The 21,868-nt window shown below is 38.6% G+C and carries 16 protein-coding genes, 16 tRNA genes and 3 riboswitches; of the genes, 6 read left to right on the top strand and 26 right to left on the bottom strand.

The genetic code is table 11. The features are described from left to right. Positions 1–213 precede the first annotated feature (213 nt). Together ACQKOF_RS20675 and ACQKOF_RS20680 are read right to left on the bottom strand one after the other, a co-directional pair. Positions 214–1,170: a GGDEF domain-containing protein gene (locus ACQKOF_RS20675; RefSeq protein WP_427561169.1), complete on the bottom strand. Its 957-nt coding sequence runs from the start codon at positions 1,168–1,170 to the stop codon at positions 214–216. Next, positions 1,130–2,029 (bottom strand): EAL domain-containing protein, encoded by a 900-nt coding sequence (locus ACQKOF_RS20680; RefSeq protein ID WP_427561172.1) that lies wholly within the window; start codon positions 2,027–2,029, stop codon positions 1,130–1,132. The genes ACQKOF_RS20675 and ACQKOF_RS20680 overlap by 41 nt, the downstream gene beginning before the upstream one ends. Positions 2,030–2,525: 496 nt before the next feature. Between ACQKOF_RS20680 and ACQKOF_RS20685 the strand changes: the two genes are divergently transcribed. The 4 genes from ACQKOF_RS20685 to ACQKOF_RS20700 all read left to right on the top strand — a co-directional run bounded on the left by ACQKOF_RS20685 (position 2,526) and on the right by ACQKOF_RS20700 (position 6,465). Beyond that, positions 2,526–2,711, top strand: coding sequence for a hypothetical protein (locus ACQKOF_RS20685; protein ID WP_427561175.1), 186 nt, complete (start codon positions 2,526–2,528; stop codon positions 2,709–2,711). Continuing rightward, positions 2,701–4,119 (top strand): amidase, encoded by a 1,419-nt coding sequence (locus ACQKOF_RS20690; RefSeq protein ID WP_427561177.1) that lies wholly within the window; start codon positions 2,701–2,703, stop codon positions 4,117–4,119. The genes ACQKOF_RS20685 and ACQKOF_RS20690 overlap by 11 nt, the downstream gene beginning before the upstream one ends. 201 nt (positions 4,120–4,320) lie before the next feature. Then, complete coding sequence (locus ACQKOF_RS20695) at positions 4,321–5,481, top strand: PucR family transcriptional regulator (RefSeq protein WP_427561180.1); 1,161 nt, start codon at positions 4,321–4,323, stop codon at positions 5,479–5,481. A gap of 102 nt (positions 5,482–5,583) precedes the next feature. Further along, positions 5,584–6,465, top strand: a complete 882-nt coding sequence (locus tag ACQKOF_RS20700; RefSeq protein WP_427561183.1) for a DMT family transporter — start codon at positions 5,584–5,586, stop codon at positions 6,463–6,465. Positions 6,466–6,509: 44 nt separating this feature from the next. Here ACQKOF_RS20700 and ACQKOF_RS20705 read toward each other — a convergent pair whose 3' ends face one another. The 5 genes from ACQKOF_RS20705 to ACQKOF_RS20725 all read right to left on the bottom strand — a co-directional run bounded on the left by ACQKOF_RS20705 (position 6,510) and on the right by ACQKOF_RS20725 (position 12,307). Further along, positions 6,510–7,079 carry a YitT family protein gene (locus ACQKOF_RS20705; RefSeq protein ID WP_427561186.1) on the bottom strand — a complete coding sequence of 190 codons (570 nt, stop codon included), beginning with the start codon at positions 7,077–7,079 and terminating at the stop codon, positions 6,510–6,512. A gap of 320 nt (positions 7,080–7,399) precedes the next feature. Beyond that, positions 7,400–7,921 carry a DUF2179 domain-containing protein gene (locus tag ACQKOF_RS20710; RefSeq protein ID WP_427561189.1) on the bottom strand — a complete coding sequence of 174 codons (522 nt, stop codon included), beginning with the start codon at positions 7,919–7,921 and terminating at the stop codon, positions 7,400–7,402. Positions 7,922–8,107: 186 nt separating this feature from the next. Beyond that, positions 8,108–9,406, bottom strand: a complete 1,299-nt coding sequence (locus tag ACQKOF_RS20715; RefSeq protein WP_427561192.1) for a nucleobase:cation symporter-2 family protein — start codon at positions 9,404–9,406, stop codon at positions 8,108–8,110. Continuing rightward, positions 9,406–9,990 carry a xanthine phosphoribosyltransferase gene (locus ACQKOF_RS20720; RefSeq protein WP_387085733.1) on the bottom strand — a complete coding sequence of 195 codons (585 nt, stop codon included), beginning with the start codon at positions 9,988–9,990 and terminating at the stop codon, positions 9,406–9,408. Before ACQKOF_RS20720 ends, ACQKOF_RS20715 begins: the two co-directional genes overlap by 1 nt. Positions 9,991–10,185: 195 nt before the next feature. Beyond that, positions 10,186–10,287: riboswitch (purine riboswitch) on the bottom strand. A 196-nt stretch (positions 10,288–10,483) separates the two neighbouring features. Then, complete coding sequence (locus ACQKOF_RS20725) at positions 10,484–12,307, bottom strand: APC family permease (RefSeq protein ID WP_427561195.1); 1,824 nt, start codon at positions 12,305–12,307, stop codon at positions 10,484–10,486. Between the two features lie 180 nt (positions 12,308–12,487). Beyond that, a riboswitch (cyclic di-AMP (ydaO/yuaA leader) is annotated at positions 12,488–12,639 on the bottom strand. Positions 12,640–13,137: 498 nt separating this feature from the next. On the opposite strand from ACQKOF_RS20725, the gene ACQKOF_RS20730 reads away from it, so the two are divergent. Continuing rightward, positions 13,138–14,403, top strand: coding sequence for an Nramp family divalent metal transporter (locus ACQKOF_RS20730; RefSeq protein ID WP_427561198.1), 1,266 nt, complete (start codon positions 13,138–13,140; stop codon positions 14,401–14,403). A 498-nt stretch (positions 14,404–14,901) separates the two neighbouring features. Here ACQKOF_RS20730 and ACQKOF_RS20735 read toward each other — a convergent pair whose 3' ends face one another. Next, positions 14,902–16,365, bottom strand: a complete 1,464-nt coding sequence (locus ACQKOF_RS20735) for an amino acid permease (RefSeq protein ID WP_427561201.1) — start codon at positions 16,363–16,365, stop codon at positions 14,902–14,904. Between the two features lie 85 nt (positions 16,366–16,450). Next, a riboswitch (Lysine riboswitch) is annotated at positions 16,451–16,627 on the bottom strand. A 174-nt stretch (positions 16,628–16,801) separates the two neighbouring features. Between ACQKOF_RS20735 and ACQKOF_RS20740 the strand changes: the two genes are divergently transcribed. Then, on the top strand, positions 16,802–18,013 hold the full coding sequence (locus tag ACQKOF_RS20740) for a CynX/NimT family MFS transporter (protein ID WP_427561204.1): 1,212 nt from the start codon (positions 16,802–16,804) through the stop codon (positions 18,011–18,013). Between the two features lie 44 nt (positions 18,014–18,057). Here the strand turns inward: ACQKOF_RS20740 and ACQKOF_RS20745 are convergent, their stop codons facing one another. The 18 genes from ACQKOF_RS20745 to ACQKOF_RS20830 form a co-directional block, all read right to left on the bottom strand. After that, a complete protein-coding gene (locus ACQKOF_RS20745; protein WP_427561207.1) occupies positions 18,058–19,104 on the bottom strand; it encodes a nitric oxide synthase oxygenase in 1,047 nt (348 codons plus the stop codon). A 698-nt stretch (positions 19,105–19,802) separates the two neighbouring features. Beyond that, on the bottom strand, positions 19,803–20,276 hold the full coding sequence (gene tnpA / locus ACQKOF_RS20750) for an IS200/IS605 family transposase (RefSeq protein ID WP_427561209.1): 474 nt from the start codon (positions 20,274–20,276) through the stop codon (positions 19,803–19,805). Positions 20,277–20,442: 166 nt separating this feature from the next. Further along, positions 20,443–20,514 (bottom strand) — tRNA-Glu (locus ACQKOF_RS20755). 1 nt (position 20,515) lies between these two features. After that, positions 20,516–20,592, bottom strand: a tRNA-Asn gene (locus tag ACQKOF_RS20760). 4 nt (positions 20,593–20,596) lie between these two features. Then, positions 20,597–20,673 (bottom strand) — tRNA-Ile (locus ACQKOF_RS20765). A gap of 9 nt (positions 20,674–20,682) precedes the next feature. Then, positions 20,683–20,756, bottom strand: a tRNA-Gly gene (locus ACQKOF_RS20770). 3 nt (positions 20,757–20,759) lie between these two features. Then, a tRNA-Phe gene (locus ACQKOF_RS20775) sits at positions 20,760–20,835 on the bottom strand. A gap of 7 nt (positions 20,836–20,842) precedes the next feature. After that, positions 20,843–20,935: transfer RNA gene (locus ACQKOF_RS20780), tRNA-Ser, on the bottom strand. A gap of 14 nt (positions 20,936–20,949) precedes the next feature. Next, a tRNA-Ala gene (locus tag ACQKOF_RS20785) sits at positions 20,950–21,025 on the bottom strand. A gap of 15 nt (positions 21,026–21,040) precedes the next feature. After that, positions 21,041–21,117 (bottom strand) — tRNA-Pro (locus ACQKOF_RS20790). Between the two features lie 17 nt (positions 21,118–21,134). Beyond that, a tRNA-Arg gene (locus ACQKOF_RS20795) sits at positions 21,135–21,211 on the bottom strand. A gap of 21 nt (positions 21,212–21,232) precedes the next feature. Beyond that, positions 21,233–21,305: transfer RNA gene (locus ACQKOF_RS20800), tRNA-Lys, on the bottom strand. Positions 21,306–21,320: 15 nt separating this feature from the next. Beyond that, positions 21,321–21,395 (bottom strand) — tRNA-Gln (locus ACQKOF_RS20805). Positions 21,396–21,404: 9 nt separating this feature from the next. Beyond that, positions 21,405–21,480: transfer RNA gene (locus ACQKOF_RS20810), tRNA-His, on the bottom strand. Positions 21,481–21,527: 47 nt separating this feature from the next. Beyond that, positions 21,528–21,601, bottom strand: a tRNA-Trp gene (locus ACQKOF_RS20815). Between the two features lie 4 nt (positions 21,602–21,605). Then, positions 21,606–21,689, bottom strand: a tRNA-Tyr gene (locus ACQKOF_RS20820). Positions 21,690–21,698: 9 nt separating this feature from the next. After that, positions 21,699–21,771, bottom strand: a tRNA-Thr gene (locus ACQKOF_RS20825). Between the two features lie 7 nt (positions 21,772–21,778). After that, positions 21,779–21,854, bottom strand: a tRNA-Asp gene (locus tag ACQKOF_RS20830). Positions 21,855–21,868: the final 14 nt, after the last annotated feature.

The raw sequence follows: 21,868 nt of genomic DNA on the forward strand, positions 1-21,868 counted from the left end.
ATTAATAATTTCCTAAAGTGAAAACAGTTTATTTCTTTTGATTATGCCCCAAAAACCGAATTTAATAATTATGCACAACAGATATTGAATTTTTAACGACAGTAAATGACGCCTTAAGCAGCCCATCTCCGTTGTGGAAAGCGTCCGTTATAAAAAAAGACTGTGGGCAAGCTCAAATTATTACGAGCTTGCCAACAGTCTGACCTACTTCTTTTAATGAACGAGGTAAGTTTCTTTTTCATGGTTATTAATAAGGTAACAGCTTCCCGAAATTCTTTTACATTGTTTTTTCACACGTGTCACCGCATCTGACAATTGATCAACAGATTCAAATTGCTGATATTGATTAGTAATCACCGCAATGGATAGCGTAGTACAAGATAAAGGTTCTAGTTTACCAGCCCTGTTTTGTACTTGTAAGTCTGTTAAATCCTCTACATCATAAAAGCTTAAAATACATGCATCAAACTCATCAATAATCCTTTGACAGATTGGCGCAGCCTCATAATGCGGAAGAGTTGCAACGAAATCATCTCCACCAATATGCCCTAAAAAATCTTCTGTACAAACTATATTTCTTTTCAAAATATCTGTTAAATACAGTAAAATTTTATCCCCTTTATTAAAACCGTACGTATCATTGTAAGATTTAAAATGGTCTAAATCAAAATACATTAAACTATATTGTGGTAGCTGTAATGCTTCCTCTAGCTTTTCATCAATTAATTTATTGCCAGGAAGACTACTTAATGGATTTAAAAAACTAGCAATAGCTACTTGTGTGTCTACGAGCTTTAACAGTAGCTCCCGAATACTGACTACACCATAATATAAGTCATTTCTTGTTACAATCATATCATCATATAAGTCCTCTGGAGGTCTAGACATTGCTAACGTACTGACTTCTGTTATAGGTATATTGCGATCTACCATTAAAGGATTCTCTTTCATAATAAGCTGATTATGCCGCCCCATAAATAAATTATAGCCATAGCGTGTACCAATTTTTTGATAGAAATGTGTACGCGTTATATGCCCAATTGGTTTGTCATCTCGAACAACAACCACACTCCGTAATGACGGATTACTTGTAAAAAGCAAATCCACCTCTTGATTTTTCACAAATTCATCAATACAAGGAACGTTTTCTATGACTTCCCCTATCATCATGGTCATCCATCCTTATTTTCCCCAAATGTAATTCCTTTGCGGGTTTCCCTATCGCATAACCTTGCGCATAGTGGATACCAATATTATGTAAATAATGCAGCTCTTCCTGGCGTTCAATACCCTCTGCAATAATTTTCGTCTCACCCTGCTCTGCATATCGCATCAGCAATGTAACAAGCTGCTGCTGCTCGCTGTTTTTATCAATAAATTGTATTAAAGAACGGTCTAGTTTAATAAATTCAGGCTTTAAGTAAATTAGAGTTTTCAAGCTATTATAGCCTGAACCCACATCATCCACTGCAATTCGATAACCCTGTGATCGATAATGCGATAATACACGTTCAAACTCTACAAAATCTACCACTGCACTACGTTCAGTGAGCTCAAACACTACCTGTTGCGGTTTTATGCCAAGCTCCTTTAATAGCTGCAAGGTTTCACCACTATGGTAGCTCTTATCTAGTAAAACATTAGGATGTATATTAACAAACACTAAAAAATCTCTGTTCACCCATTCTTCGTGCAGTCGTTCTTTAAAACGCTGCAATGAAAGATTACGACAAAAGCATTCAAATAAAAATACACAGTCCGTTTGCCCAACAAATTCATAAAACTGATCGACACTATGAAACAATTCTGAAGGCTCTGGACGATTCAGTGCCTCAAAACCAACCGTTTGCCTCGTCTGTAAATCGACGATAGGCTGAAAATAAGTATGTAAATTCTTGTCCTGAATAATTTGCTTCAATGCTTTTAAACGTTTTATATAGAGCGTATTGTTTTGATGCTGCCCGTATAAATACTTTAAATAAGAAAATAAATTACTTGTTTTTATGCTTTGTCTCACAACAGACTCCATTCTCGCACCTCTTAAACCGGTTATTAGGATCTATTGTACGCTTTCATTGTAAAAGCACTGTGAATTTTATGTAAAAACAGGTGTCTCTAGCACTAGATTTCCTTTTCAACAGTTGACATCGCTCTATTAAAAGTAATCTTAATTACTTGATAGAGTAGTATATTTTTCGCAATATACTATATATTCATTCAATTTATTGCTATATATCGTAAATAGTGTATGCTTGTGATAATAGTATTTTATTACCTTTTATAGAAATTTGTTATTTTTATAGTAAGATAATAACTCATCTCCATACACTAAGGATGACATTTTGTAAAAACGCTCATAGCGTCACAGATAACCCAGTGCGCAAGTCTCATCGGACTCCAGGGAAGCACCCAATCGGAACCGAAATCACCCTCACGTTATGGCGATGATTTTTTATAATAAAAGATCTGTTCTTTATAGGGAAACCTATTTAGATAAAAACTATTTTCAAGGGAGGATCCTGTTAATGAGTTTGTCGATTCAACAATTATTGGAGAACAAAGAAATTACACCAAAATCTGAACACCTTGAACTTCTAAAAGCACGGTGGGAAGGTATGCAATACCTTCGTGGTAATTTAGAAGGCATCGCTATTGATGATGCTGATATCGCTATCCGCAGCATTCCTGGAGGTGACCACATTGACAACTGATTTACACTTAAAATCTGTTGAAGAGTTAGCACCTTTACTTGAAACTAAAAAACTCTCTCCTGTCGAGTTGACGAAAGCAATTTTAGATTTTGCTGAAGAAAGTCAGCCTAAAATTAATTCATACATGGCTTTTTATCGTGAAGAAGCCCTAGCACAAGCGCAAGTGTTAGAAAAAGAAATTTTGAATGGACAGTATCGAGGAATGTATCACGGGATTCCTATGGCATTAAAAGATAATTTGTACTTTAAAGATAAGATAACAACGATGTCATCAAAGATTCATAAGGACTTCGTTTCAAATTATGATGCGACGGTTGTAGAAAAGCTTCGTAATGCCGGTGTTATTTTCACGGGTAAATTAAGCATGCATGAGTACGCATGGGGCATCACGAATAATAACCCTCATTACGGACCCGTTCGCAATCCATGGGATTTAGATAAGATCCCTGGCGGTTCTAGTGGCGGCTCTGGCGCAGCAGTTGCAGCAGGGGCAAGCGTTGCATCATTAGGTACAGATACTGCCGGCTCTATTCGAATCCCTTCATCTGCCTGTGGGATTGTCGGCTTAAAGCCTACTCATGGTCGCGTAAGTAAATATGGCTGCTACCCTCTTGCTTGGAGCTTAGACCATATTGGTCCAATGACAAAGACAGTAAAAGACGCAGCCGGCTTACTTGAGATTATTTCTGGATTTGACCACAGAGACCCTACTTGTACAGACGTTCCAACAGAGAATTATGTACAGCAAATCTCGGGTAATGTGAAGGATTTAGTCATCGGCATCAACGAAGAATATTTCTTTAACCGCGTAGATTCAGATGTAGAAAAGGCTGTTCGAGCAAGTATTCAAAGCTTAGTGAATCAAGGGGCAAAGGTTGAAATCGTTCGAATCCCATCCTTGCAATATGCAGAATGGGCAGAGCTCGTTACTTCCCTTTCGGAGGCAGCTGCAATCCATCATTCTGATTTACAGAAAAGACCACAGGATTTCGGAGATGATATTCGTCTGTTATTTGAACTTGGTGAATTACCGTCTGCAGTTGATTACTTACAGGCTCAACAGGTACGACGACAAATAAAACAGGAGTTCACAAAAATTTTCAATCAGGTTGATGTGCTTATTACCCCTACATTACCTGTAGTGGCAAGTACTGTTGGTGATGACTTTGCATATTTAAATGGTGAAAAAGTTGATTTAATTGATAATATCATTCGATTTACAGGCCCAAGTAACTTAACAGGGTTACCTGCCCTTTCCGTTCCTTGTGGCTTTAAAGGTAATTTACCAGTTGGTCTCCAAATCATTGGACCAGCCTTTAAAGAAGGTCGTATTCTTAACGTTGGTTACGCCATTGAACAAACGAATCCTATGAAAAATAGAAAACCAAATATTTTCGCTAACATCTAATTTTGATAATGTAGAAGAATCTGCTTGCTTTACGGACTTTGTCTGTAGAACTTCAGCAGATTCTTTTTAATTGGTTGGTTTATCAGCGATTTGAGGTACTTTATTAGCGATTCGAATTGCCTTATCAGCTATTTCACTGTGCTTTATCAGTTATAATAAGTAATAGAAGCTCAATCACAAGAAAGGGTGCTTGATATCTCAATGAACGTAGAAAACTTTTTACAACTCCCAATTACAAAAGATTTTACAGTCGTTGCTGGTCGCAATGGTTTACATAAACCCGTTCAAAATGTGGAAATTCTAGACTTTGAATTTTCGCCTGATATTCAAACTGTGAGAGAAACGATTTTCACACCGAATAGTGTTGTTTTAAGCAGTTTATTATTCGCAAAGCAAAAGCCAGAATATTTATGGAATGCCGTGAAAAGCCTTATTGAGCTGGGGGCAAGTGCTTTAGCTTATAAGCCGGTCATCTATGAGGAGTTACCAGAGGAAGTGCTAGTCTATGCAGATGAACAAAATTTCCCGATATTGCGATTTGGCGGAGACGAATTTTTTGAAAAGATTATTTTAGAAACGATGGCCTATGCAAAAACACAGGATTATTCATACTTTTTAGAAACGATTATGCGACGACTTATGGAGGAAGAAGTAACTGATGAACAAATAAAGTCGATATTACAGCAAATCAATAAGCCCTTTGAAAAATATGTATTTGTAACTAATATTCAAATGCAAGATCATGCAAATAGTCAATGGATGCAATCTCTTTTTCAATTAGAGCCTCTATTGAAATCTAGTATGATGTGTACCTATAAAAAGAGCCTCTTTATTTTAATGACCCATCCATCACAGTCATTTCAATTTGAAAAACTTCTCAATGAATGGTTGACGATGTATGCAATCTCAACTGAATCAATGACCTTTGGCTATAGTCGTTGTCACGTAACACAAACAGAATTCCCTATTGCTGTTCGTGAAGCTTTTTATGCACGTATCATGGCTGAAATAGAAACGGCTCCTATATGTCATTATGAGAACCTCGCTTCTGATTGGTTGTTAATTGAATTGTTTCGTAAGGACGCTACATTTGCTATGGACTATGTAAATAGCTATCTTGGTCCCCTACTTGAGGAAAAGGTTGATCCAGATTTAATGAACACAGCAATCACTTATGTCGTAAAACAAGGCAACATTAAGGAAGTAGCAGTGGCTCATTTCTGCCATCCAAACACAATCCGTTATCGTATGTCAAAAATACGTCAGCTAGTAGCACCTTTAGAAAATGATTATGTTTTTTATGAGCGTATAGCTGCAGCCGTTAAATTGTACTTATTACATAGCAAAATGAATGTCGAATGACAGCTTTGGAATAAGTACAAAAAAACACCTGAATTTTTAGAATTAAAATCAAACTATTTTCTTCCTTCTCATGCTATTCTATTGAAGTTAGGAGGACGAATGATGAAACAATACATAGCTGATGGTATGCTATTAGTCACTGCAATCGTTTGGGGTAGCGGATTTGTCATAACGGCTATCGCATTGGAATATTTAACAGCCTATCAAGTAATGGCAGGTAGATTTTTATTAGCTTCGATTATACTGACAGTCTTATTTGGGTATCGATTAAAAAAAGCTTCTAAATCAGTTATCTGGAAAGGTATTTTGTTAGGGACCATTTTATATATTGCCTTTGCCCTTCAGACAGTAGGGTTACAATATACAACACCATCTAAAAATGCATTTTTAACTGCTGTAAATGTCATTATTGTTCCATTAATTGCGTTTGCGGTTTACAAGCGTCGTATAGATGGCTATGAGATGATCGGTTCGATTATAGCTATTGCCGGCATCGGTTTTTTATCTTTACAGGGCTCACTGACGATGAATATCGGCGATGCGCTTTCCTTAGCTTGTGCTGTCGCCTTTGCTTTTGATATTTTCTGTACGAACCTGTTTGTCCAAAAGGAAGATGCCATTGCTCTGACGATTATTCAATTTATCACAGCATCTTTTTTAGGTGTCTTGGTCGTAGTCAGTCAGGGAGATATCCCAACTACTCTTGAAAAAGAAGCAATCTATTCAATCATTTATTTAGCCATTTTTTCAACTACTCTCGCCTATCTTTTTCAAAATATTGCGAATCAATATACATCTGCTACAAAGGCAGCTATTATCCTGTCTACAGAATCCTTCTTCGGCATGGTACTATCCGTTATATTCTTACATGAGGTATTAACAAGTCGGATGGTTGTAGGGGCTGTACTGATTTTACTCGCCATATTAATTGCAGAAGTAAAGCCTGCACACCCTAAAAAACGAATGATGAAAAGCTCTCGATAACGAATATCAAAATAGTTTCAGTCCTATACTGAAGCTATTTTTTATTAAACACGGCTAGTCATGATACTTGTTGTAATCCCTGCTACCAAAATTGTAATAATAGAAAGCAATAATGTACTAGAAGATAAAAGCAGTCCCCCTATGACGATGACGATTGAATCTATCATAAAAATAAGCATCCCGACATTAATTCCGGTTTTATCACTTAAAAATTGTGCAATCAAATCTGTACCACCAGTGCTTGTCTGAAATCTAAGCATCAAACCAACACCAAAACCCATAAGTACCCCTCCAAATATGGCACTATAGATGGCATCTACATGGATAAGATTCCGTACGGGCTTTAGTAAATCGATACTAAGAGAATATGCGAATAATCCATGTATACTATTGTAAAAATACGCTCTGTATTTATACCAAGAAATAACAAATATTGGAATACTAATAACAATGATCATTAAACCTATTTTAAGCTTATATATATAGTGTAAAATAAGCGCTATTCCTACAACGCCCCCATCTAAAATTTGATAGGGTGTTAAGAATAAATTAATTCCTAATGATACCGCGGCACTTCCTATAAGAATGACCAAGCCTTTCGTAAAAAAATACATACAACACCCCTCCGAGACTTGCATGTTTTTATAGTATGAAAAAATCGATTTGAACATGTTATTGTTCATGTCTGTCGGTGTAATAGTATTAATATTTTTTATCGAGCTTGGTCGCTAAATTTCTCATATTTAACTTCTTTCAGCGGGTGTCCAAACATCCGCTGAAAGAAGTTAAAGCCTCCGGACGCAATTATGCCGAGGCATAATTGATTGAGAATTGGTGACGAAGCACAATGAACACAATTCGTCGTTTCGATGGATTGTGTGGACACACAAAAAAATGCCCTTCTGCATATAAACAGAGGGCAATGTTAGAAAAACTATTTGCGTTTCGCCTTCATTCGATCCAGCAAAAATCCGCCTTTAAATGATTTGGGCTCGTAAGAAATAATAAAAGCATTCGGTTCATAATGCTCAACAATTTGGAACAATTCTGTCTCGCGATTTCTCTTTGTTAATATTTCATATTTATAACGATTACTATCTCGCCCCTCACCAATGTAAATCGTGACTGCAAACCCTTCATTACGAAGAAATTTCACAAGTTCCTCATTCTTATTTTGCGTATTAATGGTCGTATAAACATAGCCTATCGCTAGTTTACGTTCAATTGTTGCCCCTAAAAATATTCCTAACCCAAAGCCAACTGCATAAAAGACCATAGCTAACATACTTTGTTTCCCACTAAAAACGAGTGAAAGGCCAAATACATACACTAACATCTCCAGCATACCGAATATGGCGGCAAGGAAAGTAACATTCTTCACTAAAAGTATTGTACGTAACGTTAAAAAAGGCACATAAATTAATTGCAGTATTAAAATCAGAAATATACTTTGCATTTGTAAGAGACCTTTCCAAAAGTAGTTTTATATACTATAAATGTATGTCGAGACATCGACTTGCATTCTATTAAGATGTATCTATTTTCTAGATTCCCTAACAATTAAAATTTAAACATCTTCTTTTTATAAAAAAATGCCATCTACTATCAAAGTAGATGACATTTTTTTGATTATAGAAATCCGTTAAGCTTCCCCATGCATCGGGTCTTCCTTATGCTTAGGCCCAATCATGTTGAATAAAATATTAAGGATAATCGCTGTAACAGAACCACAGACGATACCGTTAGATGTTAGAAGAGAAACGCTTTCTGGTAGTGCATCGAAAATTCCAGGAACAACCGATACACCGACACCGAGACTAACTGCAATGGCAGCAATCATGGCGTTCTCCGCTGATTCATTCATAACAGGTACTAGCATGCCCATACCTTGAGTTATTACCATACCGAACATTGCTAGCATTGCCGCACCAAGTACTGGTGTTGGAATAATTGTTGTTAACGCTGCGATTTTTGGTAGGAAACCAAGTGCTACTAGTAATCCACCTGTGATGTAAATGACTTTACGGTCTTTTACACCTGACATACGAGTAAGTCCCACGTTTTGTGAGAATGTTGTATATGGAAAAGCGTTGAAAATACCACCGATAACAGAGGCAAGACCTTCTGAACGGTACCCACGTGATAAATCTTTTGAATCTAATTTTTTCTTACAAATATCACTTAGCGCAAAATAAACCCCTGTTGATTCTACTAAAGAAACCATTCCTACAAGCGTCATTGTAATAATCGCAGATGCATTAAATGTTGGCATCCCGAAGTAAAATGGCTGAACCATATGTAATACGGCAGCATCTGAAACAGGGCTAAAATCAACCTTCTCCATAAATACTCCTAGGATTGTCCCCGCAACTAATCCGATTAAAATAGAAATTGCACGAATGAAGCCCGTAGAAAAACGATAAACGACTAAAATAATAACCAATGTAATAAACGCTAAAGTTACATTAGAACTAGATGCAAAATCTGCTGCATCTTGTCCACCTGCCATATTGTTTAAAGCTACTGGTAGTAAAGAGATACCGATAATCGACACCACCGAGCCTGTAACAACTGGCGGGAAGAATTTTACTAGCTTACCGAAAAAGCCTGCAATAATCATAATGATTATACCTGATGCAATAATAGATCCATAAATATCAGTAATACCTTGTTCGGGATTTGTACCGATTGCAATAATTGGACTAACTGCTGTAAATGTACAGCCTAGTACTACTGGCAAACCAATACCGATCATTTTACCTGAATACACTTGTAAAAGCGTTGCGATCCCACACATCATAATGTCAATCGCTACTAAATACGTCATTTGTGTTGAATCAAAGCCAATTGCCCCACCGATAATCAGCGGCACTAAAATGGCTCCTGCATACATCGCAAGTAAATGTTGAATAGCTAGCGTCGTCGATTTAACGGTATTCATTACGCATTAGCCTCCGCAGCAAATGTTACTTTGCCATCCTCAAGAGAATCTACAATTGCTAATGATTCCACGCGAACCCCTTGCTGGCGTAATAATTTCCCACCGTCTTGGAAGCCTTTTTCTATAACAATACCTACACCGACAACATTTGCACCAGCTTGTGCTGCGATATCAAGCAAACCTTTGACAGCTTCCCCATTAGCTAAGAAATCGTCTACAATTAGAATGTTATCATCTTCATTTAAGAAATTACGTGATACTGAAATATCATTTGTTTCATTTTTTGTGAAAGAATGTACTTTTGAAGAATAAAGATTATCTGAAAGTGTTAATGATTTACGTTTTCGTGCAAACACTACAGGGGCACCAATTTCAAGCCCTAGCATAACAGATGGTGCGATACCTGAAGATTCGATCGTTAATATTTTTGTAATGACTTGATCAGAGAATCGATTTGCAAACTCATGACCAATTTCCTTCATAAGCATTGGGTCAATTTGATGATTTAAAAATGAGTCTACTTTTAATACAGATGAAGATAGAACTTTACCCTCTTGCATGATTTTGTCGTGTAATAACTTCATTTCTTTGATATCCTTCTTTCTTATAGTAATAACTTTTTATGAGCAAATAAACGAAAGCGCAACGGCAGCATCACAGAAAATGCTCATTCCAAGTAAATAAAAACGCTGAATACTTTGATTCCAATCATCTACGAGTGGAGCAAAGCATTCAGCGTAAAAACGTCGAAACAAATAGAAAACATCTTATATGAAGTCTTCTAAAGCATTGCTACCCATAGTCGATTTATTTACGGTAAATCGGTAGAAACTTGCGAGCCAGATTCTCGCTATTATATGAGTGAAATAGTATTAAGCTGTAAGAACTTCCTTATCTTCATTACGCCTTAGCGTCATTTCCAAAATTGGTACTTTATTCGGTATGTGCTTATATCTTACACTGAATAAAGTCTGTTTTTCGGAATTTACTATTATTTTAGTAAGTTTCAATTGTAAACGTTCGTGTTTTACAATCAACGTTATGATTATATCAGACTCTTTTCGAGCTTGCTAGTCATTATTTTGATAAATGGAAGGGCACTGTCATAATGACGATATTTCTGTGAAATAATAGCGAAGCGCGAATTAATAGACTCGATTGATTGTGTAACATATGATGCCACCCTTTTTTCGGTAAAAACTGTGGGATGATCACTGTTACTTGATGGCCCGTTTTCGTACAATGATGTTCAACCTTATCAATAAATTTCATCAACGGCTGTGTAATACTTCGATAGGGTGAATAGTATGTTACAAGCCGTATATTTGGCTGCCAAGCTTTCCATTTCTCCTCAAACGCTTTTGCGTCCGCTTGATCGAAGGCTACATAAAAGGCAATAATTTTATCAACGTTTAATGACTGCGCGTAATGCAATGTATTTTCGACTACTTTCGTAATACCAGCGACGGGGACAATGAAAACATTACCCTCAACATTCGGTAATTCCTCATTATCTAATCTTAGTTGTTCACCAACTGTTTTGTAATGCTGCTTAATACGGTGAAACGTCCAAATAATAATCGGTAAAAAGATAAACACTGGCCATACCTGAGGTAATTTTGTCACAAAAAACATCATGGCTACAATAAAGGAAATGACCGCTCCAATCGTATTGATTGCAAATTTAGCCACCCAACCATTTGGCTGTTCACGCCACCATTTTCGCATCATTCCAGCCTGCGCTAACGTAAACGGAATAAACACACCAACTGCATAAAGTGGAATCAAATGCTCTGTTGTTCCATCAAATAAAATGATTAAAACAATGGCAGCTAAACCAAGCATCATGATGCCATTTGAATAGCCAAGTCGATCCCCACGAATTTGGAATATTCTCGGAATAAAACCGTCTTTCGATAAATTGACAGCTAGTAAAGGAAAGGCCGAATAACCTGTATTCGCAGCAAGTACTAATATCATCGCTGTTGTTCCTTGTACTATATAATAAAAGAAATTACGACCTACACTTGCCTCCGCAATTTGTGAGACAACCGTTTCTTTCGCATTTGGAGCAACTCCATAAAAATAAGCTAGACTCACAATACCAATAAATAGCACTGCCAAAATACCGCCCATAGCCAATAATGTTTTAGATGCATTTTTCGGTGCTGGATCTCTAAAATTAGGAATAGCATTTGAAATGGCTTCAACACCAGTTAAAGCTGAGCTTCCTGATGCAAATGCTTTTAATAATATAAATAGACTAATACCTGCAACTGGTGTACCGACCTTTGGATGCAAATCTGCTGGAACTTGCCCTGTTACTACGTTATAAACCCCTACCCCGATTAACATCAGAATCACTATCACAAACAAATAAACTGGATACGCTAAAATAGATGCAGATTCTGTGACACCACGTAGGTTTAAAATCGTTAAACATATAACAAAAAACACAGCGATTACAACGTTATGTGGATGCAAGCTTGGAAATGCTGAAGTAATGGCATCTGTTCCAGCCGATACACTTACCGCAACGGTTAAAATATAATCAACAAGCAATGATCCACCAGCGACTAGGCCAGCATTGACACCTAAATTTTCCCGAGAAACTACATATGCTCCACCACCATGTGGATACGCGTAAATAACCTGACGATACGAGAAAATAAGTGCTGTCAGTAACACAATTACCCCAGCAGCAATCGGTAGAGAATACCAAAAGGCAATAGTACTTACCGTCATGAGTACAATTAAAATTTGCTCAGGTCCATACGCTACTGATGACAAAGCATCAGACGATAGTATGGCAAGTGCTTTTGTTTTACTAAGCTTTTGTTCCCCTAACACATCAGATCTCAATGGTTTACCGATAATATAACGTTTTAATGAGGATTTCATATTCGACACCTTCTAGTTTCATAGAATGTGTTTCACATTTCTAAATCGATTACACTTTAGCATAATCGTTTTTGTGCCGTTCACCGGGGCTTTGTTTCACTTTTAGAATGAAGATAAAAAAAGTCTACAAGTCATCACTAAATAAGACTTGTAGACACTCATTCGTCTGCCAAGCTCCACTTTTCTGCTCTTAACGCTTACGAGGTTAGCTGTCGGATTCGGGCCTGAGTAGCCCTACCCCTCAATAAATGAAGAGATTCACCCCAAGGATTACCTATGTAATCCGTAAAAATTGGGTCCCCCGCGTTTAATTGCTTCAGCGATTTAGAAATTTGAAACTTTTATAATGATGTCATATTACGCCTGTAATTTAAAAAAGTAAAGATGAAAAGAATGGTTTCAAAAAATTTTTTTCACTCGATATTTCGAACAGTTTTATATGACCCTCAAAATGCCATTCCAACTTTTGGTGATGAATTATTATTTGAAGAATAACATTTTAATATTGGTAGAAAATATGTGAATACCTGAATTGGAAATCAAATAAAAAAGCTCTTTATAAGTATATTCCCTCTTTTAAAATGGATACGTACATTAATCCTTGATCGTTTTCATATGAATCGAATATTCCACTATGATGCTTCCATCATTGATACAAAAGCAGAATTCTTCAATTACAATTGGTTTACTATATCAAAAACATTTCGAATTAAGTAAAAAATTGAGCAAACTTCTTCACATTTTTGGGTTCTAGCTATAAAATAGTACTATACATTTTCCTCTAGGAAACTTTATTTCGCTTGCGATACTCTTTGAAATGAGGGAACAACATGGTTTACAAACGAATGAATAAATCGCCTGCTGAGGCGGTTTTAGATGGAGATATAAAAGGCTGGCGACGAATCTTACCGTTTCTTGGCCCAGCATTCATCGCAGCAGTTGCCTATATTGATCCAGGTAACTTCGCAACAAATATTACAGCAGGTTCAAAATATGGATACTTACTGCTTTGGGTAATCGCCTTTTCTAATTTAATGGCGGTGTTAATTCAATCTTTGTCGGCAAAGCTTGGTATTGCGACAGGAAAAAATTTACCCGAAGTAGCACGTGAACATTTTTCTAAAAAAACTTCTATTTTTTTATGGATACAGGCTGAATTGGTCATTATTGCAACAGACCTAGCAGAATTTATTGGAGCTGCACTCGGGCTGTACTTGTTATTCAATATTCCAATGTTACCTGCAGCGCTTATTACAGCAGTCGGCTCATTTGCTGTTTTAGAATTACAGCGCAGAGGCTTTAGAGCTTTTGAAGCGGGCATTTCTGGTATGGTGCTTATTGTCGTATTAGCATTTGCATTCCAGACATTTTTAGCACAGCCAAATTGGGGCGAAGTAACAATAGGCATGTTCACACCGCGCTTTGATGGAGTAGATTCTATTTTACTTGCAACAGGTATTTTAGGGGCAACTGTTATGCCACACGCTATTTACTTGCATTCTTCATTAACCCAAAATCGGGTCGTTGGTCGAAATGATGCTGAAAAAAAACGGATATTCCGTTTTGAGTTTATTGATATTATTATCGCAATGATTATCGCTGGCGCTATCAATATGAGTATGCTTGTTATTGCTGCAGCAGTATTCCATACACAAAGTGTAGTAGTTGAAGATTTAGATATCGCTTATAACGGATTAAAAGAGGCGCTTGGTCCGATGGCGGCAGTGTCCTTTGGTCTTGGCCTTCTCATTGCAGGTCTTGCTAGCTCTTCAGTTGGTACACTTGCCGGTGACGTTGTGATGCAAGGCTTTATAAGAATGAAAATTCCACTCTATTTACGCCGTGCTATTACAATGCTACCTCCTCTGGTTATCATTGCATCCGGTGTTAATGCAACTTATGCACTTGTCCTAAGTCAAGTTGTTTTGTCCTTTGGTATTGCATTTGCTCTTGTACCGCTTGTTATGTTTACAAGTAAGCGCGACGTCATGGGAAGCCTAGTCAACCATCGTTTTACAACCATATTAGGATGGATTGTCGTGGCGATTGTAGTTGCTTTAAATCTTTATTTATTATGGCAAACGGTATTTGGCTAAAAAAATGCCAGACACAAAGACCTTCATTTGGTTTTGTGTCTGGCATTTCTACATGTAAGGGGCTCCGGGGCTGATTTCCGTTCCGACTGGGCACTTTCCTGGGTGTCTAGTCTAACAAACGTCATCCCTACTTTTGGTGATGGGCTATTTTTTATCCATCCGCCGGAAGCTTTAGGCCAACAAATGTTTTTTGCGCGAAAGCGAAGCGTCAGCGGCAGATGTTTTTTGCGCGAAAGCGTAGTGCTAACGCAGCGGATGTTTGGACACCCGCTGAAAAGGTATTTCTAAATATTTAGGATTACTCATCATTTTGCTTATTCTTGTCATCTACGGATCGATGATTGCTATTATGAGGATACGAGGCTTTGGGGCTTAAACGTTAAACATTATTTTAGTATTTTGAATGTACGTCTGGGGTTACAAATTCATTAATATTTTCTAACTTAAAAAAACTGCCCTGCAAGTCATTTTCTATGGCTCACAGGACAGTTTTATTTTTTATTGTTCGACTTTTAAATCACATTGCTCTAATGGAAGCATTTTTGTTTTATGCTTGATTTTATAGCCAAGCCATAAGAATAAGAACAGTGGAATACCGATATATGAGACAAGGACTCCGTACCAATCTATTGTTTCACCCATAAAGGCATTGTAGTTTTGTCCAATAACAACAATCATACAAACCGTAAAGGCAAATAGCGGGCCGAATGGGAATAGCCTTGCTTTATACGGTAACAATTTCGGATCTAAGCCTTGTACCTCGAACGCTCGACGGAAACGGTAATGGCTAAATGCAATTCCTAACCAGGCAATGAAGCCAGACATCCCAGAGGCATTTAGCAGCCACATATAGACTACACCATCACCAAAGAATGAAGCTAAAAATGCTAGGCACCCTACTGCTAAAGTCGCCATTAATGCGTAAATCGGAATACCTCGACGGCTTAGTTTAGTGAAAATTTTCGGTGCATGTCCATCTACCGCTAATTGCCAAAGCATACGTGACGATGCGTAAAGCCCTGAATTCCCTGCTGACAGCATTGCCGTTAGAATGATAGCATTCATCAATGATGCAGCAAAGGCAATTCCTAAACGGTCGAACACAAGTGTGAATGGTGAAACAGCGATATCTTCAGATAGCAAACGTGCATCTGTAAATGGAATCAGCATCCCAATTGCAGCAATCGCTAAAATATAAAACAATAGAATTCGCCAGAAAACAGACTTCACGGCTTTCGGAATATTTTTACCAGGGTCATCCGTTTCACCTGCTGTTATTCCAAGTAGCTCTGTCCCTTGGAATGAGAATCCCGCAGCTAAGAAAATACCAAATGTAGCAAGGAGCCCACCATGGAATGGTCCATCACCGATAAAGAAATTCGTAAAGCCTACCGGAGCGTGTCCTCCTAAAATACCAAAAATCATTAAGAAACTGATGATAATAAAAATGATTACAGTTACAACCTTGATCATTGCAAACCAATATTCACTTTCACCATAGCTTTTTACCGATAATAGATTGAACGTTAAAACTACAGCAATAAATAAAACAGTCCAAAGTGCTGATGAGCTATCTGGGAACCAATATTTCATAATTAATGAGACAGCAGAAATTTCTGCCGCAATTGTAATCGCCCAGTTGTACCAGTAGTTCCAACCAAGTGCAAAGCCTAAAGCTGGGTCTACAAATTTTGTAGCATACGTACTAAATGAGCCCGATGATGGCATATAAGCTGCCATTTCGCCTAAGCTCGTCATTAAAAAATACACCATGATACCGATTAATGCATAGGCGAGTAGTGCACCGCCAGGGCCTGCTTGTGCAATGGCACCACCACTTGCTAAAAACAATCCTGTACCGATTGTACCGCCTAATGAAATCATTGTAATATGACGGCTTTTTAATTCTTTTTTCAGCTTCGGTGCTTTATGGCCGAGCTGATTGACTTTTATTTCACTCACAATATAGCTTCCTTCCTTTTTAAGAGGCAAAAAAATGCCATCACATGAACGTTGCTGTGATGGCTAAGTAAATCCTCTGTTCCTTCAAAATGATAGCTCAACACGTTGTCCAAACGTGACAGTTCTGTTCCTTTCGGAGACAGCCCCAGCATGAGGTTTTCAAGTCCCCTCACACTTCGGCAGTATTTCCTTTCAGTTAATTTCTCTAATGCTTGTCATTTCCATTAACATACTCTTAAATACCGCGACCTCTACCTCAATATAAACATGAGGCATTAAATATTAAATTTATGATGGGTATTAGTTTAACATACGACCTATGACATTTCAATAACTCGAGTAATGTTCTTTATTTTGCGAATTTTCCACTATTTTCATTAGTGTGATAAAGTGGTATAGTGATTCAATCAAAATTGTTCTAACAGGGGGGACTTATTTGACTACTCATGAACATACCGATACTTATCCTAGCAGGAAAATTAACTGGAAAGGTACAACCTTATTACTAGTTATCGGAGTAATTTGTATTGCCTCGACATTACGGATGCCGCTAACAGTTGTTGGACCTATTATATCCTTTATCCGTGAAGACCTCGGCATATCCAATGTACTAGCGGGCTTTCTAACAACGATCCCATTGCTAGCATTTGCAATCATTTCACCATTCGCACCAATTGTCGCACGTAAATTTGGACTAGAATTAACATTATTTTTATCAACTATTCTTTTAGCGGTAGGAATTGTCCTACGCTCCCTTGGCACAACTAGTTTACTCATATTTGGTACTATGCTAATTGGTATAGCCATTTCATTCGGTAACGTACTAATTCCCGGATTACTTAAATTGAAATTTCCCTATCACGTAGGTTTACTTATGGCATTGTTCACAATGTCGATGAATTTGACAGCTGGACTCGGTGCTGGCATTAGTTATCCTATTGCCAATTCATCATTTGGCTGGCAGGGAGCTTTAGCAATCGCACTTGTTCTTGTGGTGTTAACCATATTAATTTGGATTCCACAGCTGAAATTTAATAAGCCTGAGTCTACTGTTAAAACGACGAAAGAACGTACACCATTATGGAAATCACCTGTTACTTGGGCAGTGGCGGGGGCTATGGGATTTCAGTCATTATTATTCTATACAACTGCCGCTTGGATTCCTGAAATATATATATCACAAGGATTAGCTGCTGATCGTGCAGGCTGGATGTTTTCCATCATGCAATTTTCACAAGTTCCAATGGCTTTAGCTGTGCCTATTATCGCTAGTAAAATGACATCTCAACGTCCTCTCGTATTAATGTTTACGATATTTTACTTAGTTGGCTTTATCGGAGTAGTGATGGAATGGACAAGCCTCGCTGTACTGTGGATGGTGCTACTAGGCTTAGCAGGAGGGGCTTCATTCGCATTAGCGATGATGTTCTTTACTCTACGTACCCGTACAGCTTTTGAGGCAGCTGATTTATCAGGTTTTGCACAATCATTAGGATATTTATTAGCCGCAATCGGTCCAATCTTATTTGGTTATTTGCATGATTTATTTGGTGGCTGGAATATCACTGGTTGGTTATTTGTTATCGTAGTATTGATACTTTTCTTATGTTCATTCAGGGCTTCTAAAAATGAATATGTGAATATGTGAATTAAAAAAGGCAGCTCATAGTTAAAGTGAGCTGCCTTTCTCTACTAATAAGGTGGTTTCTGATAGAAATAGTTAGGTGTATTGTAAACATTAACATAAGGCTTATGGAAAATATGAGTTGTAGCTGGTGAAAGAGGTGGAATCAACCACGTCCAATTACCTGTAACTTCACGATCCGCTGCTTCTTCTGTTTCCTCAAACAATTTAAATTGCTGTGCAGCTGTATGATGATCTACGATGCTGACACCGTCTTCTTTAAAGGAATGTAGGACTGCAATATTCAGCTCAACTAATGCACGATCACGCCATAGAGAAGCCTGTTTCGTTGTATCAAGGTTAAAAATTTCTGCTATAACGGGCAGCATATGATAACGCTCATGATCTGCTAAATTACGTGCCCCGATTTCTGTACCCATATACCAGCCATTAAATGGGGCTGCTTCAAAATCGATACCTGCCATTTGGAAGCGCATACTCGAAATTATCGGCACTGCATACCATTTTAATCCTAACTTCTCTACTTGAGCAGATTCCGGATGACGAATCGGCACCTCTAGTACATATTCGTCAGGGATAGTAAAGACTTGTGGTTCCCTTCCATCCACCTGTACAACGAGCGGAAGCACGTCAAATGCTGTTCTCTTACCTTGCCAGCCAAGTGACTCACATACTTTTGTAAACTCAACAGAATGCGAATCACCAACGGTTCCAGATTCCGTTTCATAGCCAGCATAACGGATTAGCTGATGATTCCATACACGAACTCGCCCCGGTGCAAAAATCGTTATTGTTGGCCGAATTCTCCCATCATTTGTTGCATATTGAATATGTTCAAGCAATGCGTTGAAAATATCCTCTTCTTTTGAAATATCTCGGGCATCAACAACATGCAGCGATTGCCAAAACAATCGACCAATACACTTATTACTATTGCGCCATGCTACTCGTGCACCAAAGATTAATTCTTCCGTTGTCGGTATATATTCGCCTGCTTTTTTAATTTGCTGTAATTTATTTTCTAGCCATGTTTTAGGCTCATTTTGTTCTACTTGATAAAGTTCTAAAAACCGCTGTACTTCATGTAAATTCATATCGAATTCCTCCATCTACCCTCATATTAGAGGAATGGAACTATAATCACCACGAAAAAATCTGCCTGAAAACATACATATTTTATATATGAAATACTTTGTTCAATATTTCATATCATTTCTTCTTTTTTATCAATTATACCTCGGCATAATTGCGTCCAGATTCGGCTTTGTGCTTAGGCCTGCAGATGTTTTATGCACGAAAGCGTAGCGTCAGCAACAACGTATTTTGTCTGTGTAGCTGACGCTTCGCTTTCGCTACCAAAACACTTACTGAAAGAAGTTAAAACTAAAGTTATTTATGGATTAGGGTTCCTATTTTGAGTAGACATTATAAAAATTAGAGGAAGTTACAGAGGAAAAAACTATTGAGTATAGACTTGCTATTATAACGTTCTTTTATTTCGAAGTAGGTAATACACGAGACACTTTCAGTCACATTTGCAATTTTGTTTATCATTGTCACTACCTTCGCAGTATTTAGGAGCAGACGTTATTACATGTGCATTAGAAATAAAATTTCCTTAACGAATGGTGACCTTTGTTTGTCAGTTTAGTTGGCATAAATCAGAACCACCAGTATAACTGGTGGTTTGCTCTGCGCGTAAAACGCTGGGGGGACTGGCCCATGTCTAAAGACATTCTGAAAGGTCTGCCAACCGCACTCCGTTTCCACACAAACCGCTAAAGCGGCTTACTTATTTTTTCTTTCTCTTAATTTCTTCTCCTGTGAACGGGTCTATGAATTCTTTCTTTGTCATTTGATCTTGCAGGATATCTTCCTGTAATTGATTTTTTATATACTCCTGTATCTTTTTCTTATTCCGACCGACTGTATCCACATAGTATCCTCGACACCAGAATTGACGGTTACCATATTTATACTTTAAATTCGCATGTCGATCGAAAATCATTAAACTGCTCTTCCCTTTTAAATAGCCCATAAACGCAGATACACTTAATTTTGGTGGAATGCTTACCAACATATGAATATGATCTGGACATGCTGTTGCCTCTATGATTTCTACACCTTTTCTTTCACATAATTGGCGTAATATTCTTCCTACATCGACTTTAATTTGACCATAAATAATTTGTCTTCTATACTTTGGGGCAAACACGATGTGATACTTACAATTCCATGTTGTATGTGCTAAACTTTTATTATCCATTTTTGGAGGCTCCTTTCGTACGAAGTCGGTTAACCAGACCTGACTTGACTGTACGATTGGAGCTTTTTTGTTGTCCATAGCTAAAAGCTTTCCGGAACCCCCTGCACAGCAGGGGGTTTTCAAAGCATACAAAAAAGCATGTTGCACGAATGTGCAACATGCTTGATGACCCGTACGGGATTCGAACCCGTGTTACCGCCGTGAAAGGGCGGTGTCTTAACCACTTGACCAACGGGCCGTGGCTCCGAAGGCAGGACTCGAACCTGCGACAACCTGATTAACAGTCAGGTGCTACTACCAACTGAGCTACTTCGGAATAATGGTGGGCCTAAATGGACTCGAACCATCGACCTCACGCTTATCAGGCGTGCGCTCTAACCAGCTGAGCTATAGGCCCATTATTTTTTGGAGCGGGTGATGAGAATCGAACTCACGACATCAGCTTGGAAGGCTGAGGTTTTACCATTAAACTACACCCGCAGATGGTGGGTCAGGACGGAATCGAACCGCCGACACTTAGAGCTTCAATCTAATGCTCTACCAACTGAGCTACTGACCCGGAAAAATGGAGGAGGTAGAGGGATTCGAACCCCCGCGCGGTGTTACCCGCCTGTCGGTTTTCAAGACCGATCCCTTCAGCCAGACTTGGGTATACCTCCGGAAATTATATAAATGGTGGAGCCTAGCGGGATCGAACCGCTGACCTCCTGCGTGCAAGGCAGGCGCTCTCCCAGCTGAGCTAAGGCCCCAACAATCAGGAAAGATGGTCGGAATGACAGGATTCGAACCTACGACCCCTTGGTCCCAAACCAAGTGCTCTACCAAGCTGAGCTACATTCCGATACTATTAGGCTTTTTTGGCGCGCCCGACAGGAGTCGAACCCATAACCTTCTGATCCGTAGTCAGACGCTCTATCCAATTGAGCTACGGGCGCATAATTTTTATAAAAACATGATGAGCCATGAAGGACTCGAACCTTCGACCCTCTGATTAAAAGTCAGATGCTCTACCAACTGAGCTAATGGCTCATATTAAGAAATGAATGGCTGGGGTACTAGGATTCGAACCTAGGCATGACGGAATCAAAATCCGTTGCCTTACCGCTTGGCTATACCCCAATTATTAAATGGGGCGACTGATGGGAATCGAACCCACGAATGCCGGAACCACAATCCGGTGCGTTAACCACTTCGCCACAATCGCCACTATATGTAATCACAGCAGTGTTTGATAACGAGTACCTCGAAACCTGGCAGGGGCAGTAGGAATCGAACCCACACCAAAGGTTTTGGAGACCTCTATTCTACCGTTGAACTATGCCCCTAAAATGGTGGAGGGGGACGGATTCGAACCGCCGAACCCTAAGGAGCGGATTTACAGTCCGCCGCGTTTAGCCTCTTCGCTACCCCTCCATGGGATGATGCCGGCGATAGGAGTCGAACCCACGACCTACTGATTACAAGTCAGTTGCTCTACCAACTGAGCTACACCGGCATAAAAATGGCGGTCCCGACCGGGATCGAACCGGCGATCTCCTGCGTGACAGGCAGGCATGTTAACCGCTACACCACGGGACCATTTTGGTTGCGGG

It is taken from the genome of Lysinibacillus sp. NPDC093190 (assembly GCF_050280425.1).
Taxonomy (GTDB): domain Bacteria; phylum Bacillota; class Bacilli; order Bacillales_A; family Planococcaceae; genus Lysinibacillus.

Coding starts and splice junctions, on each gene's coding strand:
- ACQKOF_RS20705 (WP_427561186.1), bottom strand. CDS start 7,079: ATGTATTTTTTTACGAAAGGCTTGGTCATTCTTATAGGAAGTGCCGCG.
- ACQKOF_RS20685 (WP_427561175.1), top strand. CDS start 2,526: ATGAGTTTGTCGATTCAACAATTATTGGAGAACAAAGAAATTACACCA.
- ACQKOF_RS20700 (WP_427561183.1), top strand. CDS start 5,584: ATGAAACAATACATAGCTGATGGTATGCTATTAGTCACTGCAATCGTT.
- ACQKOF_RS20720 (WP_387085733.1), bottom strand. CDS start 9,990: ATGAAGTTATTACACGACAAAATCATGCAAGAGGGTAAAGTTCTATCT.
- ACQKOF_RS20715 (WP_427561192.1), bottom strand. CDS start 9,406: ATGAATACCGTTAAATCGACGACGCTAGCTATTCAACATTTACTTGCG.
- ACQKOF_RS20730 (WP_427561198.1), top strand. CDS start 13,138: ATGGTTTACAAACGAATGAATAAATCGCCTGCTGAGGCGGTTTTAGAT.
- ACQKOF_RS20745 (WP_427561207.1), bottom strand. CDS start 19,104: ATGAATTTACATGAAGTACAGCGGTTTTTAGAACTTTATCAAGTAGAA.
- ACQKOF_RS20695 (WP_427561180.1), top strand. CDS start 4,321: ATGAACGTAGAAAACTTTTTACAACTCCCAATTACAAAAGATTTTACA.
- tnpA (WP_427561209.1), bottom strand. CDS start 20,276: ATGGATAATAAAAGTTTAGCACATACAACATGGAATTGTAAGTATCAC.
- ACQKOF_RS20680 (WP_427561172.1), bottom strand. CDS start 2,029: ATGGAGTCTGTTGTGAGACAAAGCATAAAAACAAGTAATTTATTTTCT.
- ACQKOF_RS20675 (WP_427561169.1), bottom strand. CDS start 1,170: ATGATGATAGGGGAAGTCATAGAAAACGTTCCTTGTATTGATGAATTT.
- ACQKOF_RS20710 (WP_427561189.1), bottom strand. CDS start 7,921: ATGCAAAGTATATTTCTGATTTTAATACTGCAATTAATTTATGTGCCT.
- ACQKOF_RS20725 (WP_427561195.1), bottom strand. CDS start 12,307: ATGAAATCCTCATTAAAACGTTATATTATCGGTAAACCATTGAGATCT.